Below are 681 nucleotides of genomic sequence, written 5' to 3'. Positions count from 1 at the left end.
CCCGCGTCCAGGTCCGTCACCAGGGCCAACGAGGTGTAGCAGAGCCCGAGTTCGCGGGCCAGGACGGCCTCCGGGTGACCGGTCATCCCGACCACCGACCAGCCACTGGCGGCGAACCAGCGCGACTCCGCCCGGGTGGAGAAGCGCGGCCCCTCGATCACCACCAGGGTGCCGCCGTCCACCGGCTCCCACGCCAGGTCCCGGGCTGCGGCCAGCACGGCCCCCCGACCGTCCGGACAGTAGGGATCGGCCATCGAGACGTGCACCACCTCCGGCACCGACCCGTCCGGCAGCACCCGCCCGTCGTAGTACGTCTGCACCCGCCCCGACGTGCGGTCCACGAACTGGTCCGGCACCAGCAGGGTGCCCGGCCCGTACTCGGGACGCAGACCGCCCACCGCGCACGGCCCGAGCACCTGACGCACCCCCAGCGCGTGCAGCGCCCACACGTTGGCCCGGTAGTTGATCCGGTGCGGCGGCAGACGGTGCCCCCGACCGTGCCGGGGCAAGAACGCCACCCGCCGACCCGCCACCTCACCGACGAACAACGCATCGGACGGCGGCCCGTACGGCGTCTCCACATGCACCTCGACGACCTCGTCGAGCAACGCGTACAGACCCGAACCACCGATCACGCCGAGCTCAGCCGTCGGCGTGCCGTCAGTACGGGGCGGGTGGACG

At 73.1% G+C, this 681-nt stretch carries 1 protein-coding gene; it reads right to left on the bottom strand.

The features are described 5' to 3' along the window. Nucleotides 1-635, bottom strand: a 635-nt coding sequence (locus ABD345_RS40035) for an S-methyl-5'-thioadenosine phosphorylase (RefSeq protein WP_344559764.1), incomplete at its 3' end; no start/stop codon positions are given. Nucleotides 636-681: the final 46 nt, after the last annotated feature.

The sequence above is a fragment of the Kitasatospora saccharophila genome (assembly GCF_039529925.1).
Lineage (GTDB): Bacteria > Actinomycetota > Actinomycetes > Streptomycetales > Streptomycetaceae > Kitasatospora > Kitasatospora saccharophila.
The sequence above is the reverse complement of the archived record's forward strand: the minus strand, read 5'-3'. Positions and strand labels throughout refer to the sequence as shown.